Source organism: Streptomyces sp. (assembly GCF_031178505.1).
Classification (GTDB): domain Bacteria; phylum Actinomycetota; class Actinomycetes; order Streptomycetales; family Streptomycetaceae; genus Streptomyces; species Streptomyces gulbargensis.
The window spans coordinates 1-2867 of sequence record NZ_JAPSIW010000844.1; the positions used below are offsets into that span (position 1 = coordinate 1).

Below are 2867 nucleotides of genomic sequence, written 5' to 3' on the forward strand. Positions count from 1 at the left end.
CCTCGGCGAGGTCCCGGCCGCCGCCCCCGCCGTCCCCCTCCAGCGAGATCTCACCCGCCACCAGCGCGGCCTGCGCCTCAAACCGGAGGCGCAGGAACGCACCCTCGAACTCGACCTGCGCAAGGAGACCGACGCCGCCCGCAGCCGCCTCCTGCACCGGCTGCGCTTCCTCGGCGTCGACAGGGGCGAGCCGGCCGCCGGCCGGGCCGGCACCGGCACCTTCCGGGAGACCTGGCACCTGCGCTGGGAACCGGAACTCCACGTCAAGGTCGCGGAGGCGGGTGTCTGGGGCACCACCGTCGAAGCCGCCGCCTCCGCCAAGGCACGCTCCCGGGCCCTCGCCGCCACCGCCCTCGCCGACGTCACCGCCCTCGCCGAACACTGCCTCCTCGCCGGACTGACCCGGGCGCTGCCCGTCGTGATCCGGGCGCTCGCCGACCGGGCCGCGCTCGACACCGACGTCGCCCACCTCGCCGACGCCCTCCCCGCCCTCGCCCGCTCCCTGCGCTACGGAGACGTCCGCGCCACCGACACCGGCGCCCTCGCCGGGGTGGCCACCGGCCTCGCCGAGCGGATCTGCGTCGGCCTCCCGCCGGCCTGTGCCGGACTCGACGCGGACGCCGCCACCGCCATGCGCGAGCGGATCGACGCCGTCCACCGGGCGGTCGGCCTGCTGCCCGACTCCGTCGGCACGGCCGCCCGCTGGACCGCCGTGCTCCACCGCCTCACCGGACGCGACCGGGTGCCCGGCCTCCTGCGCGGACGCGCCGCCCGCCTCCTCCTGGACGAGGGCGGCATCGCCGAGGACGCGGCGGCCCTCCTCATGAGCCGCGCCCTCTCGCCCGGCGTTCCGCCCGCCGAGGCCGCCGCCTGGATCGAGGGCTTCGCCGGCGGCGCCTCCGGAGGCGGACTGCTCCTCGTCCACGACGAACGGCTCCTGGGCCTCGTGGACGCCTGGCTCACCGGCGTACCGGCGGAGGCGTTCACCGCCGTCCTGCCGCTGCTGCGCCGCACCTTCTCGGCGTACGAGCCCGGCGTCCGCCGCAGCCTCGGGGAGCTGGCCGCCCGCGGCCCCAGAGCCGGTGGGACCGGCCGGTCCGCGCCGGTCACCCCCGGCTTCGCCGACACCACCGACCCGGGACGGGCGGACGGTGTGCTGCCCCTCCTCCACCTCATCCTCGGCACGGAGGCCCGCCCATGACCCCGACCACCGCCGACGAGCGGCTCCGGCGCTGGCGCCTCGTCCTCGGCGGCGGCGACGCCGACGGCACCGGCCACCGCCTCACCGGCACGGACGCCGCCATGGACGGCGCCCTCACCGCCCTCTACGGCCGCCCGGCCGCGGGTGACCGGGCCGCCGGCCGCGACCGCTCCGGAGGGCTCGGCGCCTCCGCGCCCTCCGTCGCCCGCTGGCTCGGCGACATCCGCGCGTACTTCCCCGCCCCCGTCGTCCAGGTCATGCAGCGTGACGCCATCGACCGGCTCGGGCTCGCCGCCCTCCTCCTGGAACCGGAGATGCTGGCCGCCGTCGAGCCCGACGTCCACCTCGTCGGCACCCTCCTCTCACTCGACAAGGCCCTGCCCGAGACGACGCGGGAGACCGCCCGGGCCGTCGTCCGCGCGGTCGTGGACGACCTGGAGAAACGGCTCGCGGCCCGCACCCGCGCCACCCTCACCGGCGCCCTCGACCGCTCCACCCGCGTCAGCCGCCCCCGCCACCGGGACATCGACTGGGACCGCACCCTCCGCGCCAACCTCAAGAACTACCTGCCCGAGTACGGCACGGTCGTCCCCGAGCGGCTCGTCGGGCACGGACGCGCCTCCCGGGCGGTGAAGAAGGAGGTGGTGCTCTGCATCGACCAGTCCGGCTCCATGGCCGCCTCCGTCGTGTACGCCTCCGTGTTCGGCGCGGTCCTCGCCTCCCTCCGCTCGCTCGCCACCCGGCTCGTCGTCTTCGACACCGCCGTCGCCGACCTCACGGAGCAGCTCGACGACCCGGTCGACGTCCTGTTCGGCATCCGCCTCGGCGGCGGCACCGACATCAACCGGGCACTCGCCTACTGCCAGTCCCGCATCACCCGTCCGGCCGAGACCGTCCTCGTCCTCATCAGTGATCTGTACGAGGGAGGCATCCGCGACGAGATGCTCAAGCGGGTCGCCGCGATGAAGGCCTCCGGGGTGGAGTTCGTGGCCCTGCTCGCGCTCTCCGACGAGGGCGCCCCGGCGTACGACCGGGAGCACGCGGCGGCGCTCGCGGCCCTGGGCGTTCCCGCCTTCGCCTGCACCCCCGACCTGTTCCCCGACATCATGGCCGCCGCCCTGGAGAAGCGCCCCCTGCCGATACCCGCGCCCTGACGGCGCCGCCCGCACCGCCGGAGCCGGGTCCCCCCGGGGCGGGAGCAGCCGGAGCCCGGGCGGTCGTGCCCGGGCCCGCGCCGCCCCCCGGACTTCCGGAACCCCGGGGGCCGACCCGCGCCGCTCCGGTGCGGAATCCGTCGCCGCCGCGCCACCCGCACGGACGCCCGCCGCCCCACTGAGGCCCATATCACATCCGTACGCCACGGGGCCTCACCCCGGCGCCGGGCGGGTCGTGAGCCCCGTACAGCCCAGGCCACGCCTGCCACCAGCACCTCCCGGCCCACCCCGCCCGCCCCTACGGACAGCCCCTCCGCCCCTACGATCTGTGACCCGTATCACCGCTCCGTTGTGATCTGCGATTTAGGGACCCACGTCCCACGGAGATAACCTGCGAGACGGACATGCCGCGTCCACGGACTCCGTGCACGCCTCCCTTGTGACAGCGCAGTCACGTTGCCCTTCGCGGCACGCCCACGCAGACAACGAACCGCGATCATCAGAAAAGGGAC

The 2867-nt window shown here is 76.0% G+C and carries 2 protein-coding genes; both read left to right on the forward strand.

What is annotated here, in order from left to right:
• Nucleotides 1–1201 (forward strand): DUF5682 family protein (locus tag RIF68_RS33300; protein ID WP_309055187.1); only part of this gene is annotated, 1201 nt, incomplete at its 5' end.
• Entirely contained in the window at nt 1198–2355 is a 1158-nt protein-coding gene (locus tag RIF68_RS33305; RefSeq protein ID WP_309055189.1) for a VWA domain-containing protein, read from the forward strand. The genes RIF68_RS33300 and RIF68_RS33305, both read left to right, overlap by 4 nt.
• Nucleotides 2356–2867: the final 512 nt, after the last annotated feature.

Bases quoted from the DNA above. Each gene is read 5' to 3' on its own strand.
- RIF68_RS33305 (WP_309055189.1), top strand. From the start codon at position 1,198: ATGACCCCGACCACCGCCGACGAGCGGCTCCGGCGCTGGCGCCTCGTC.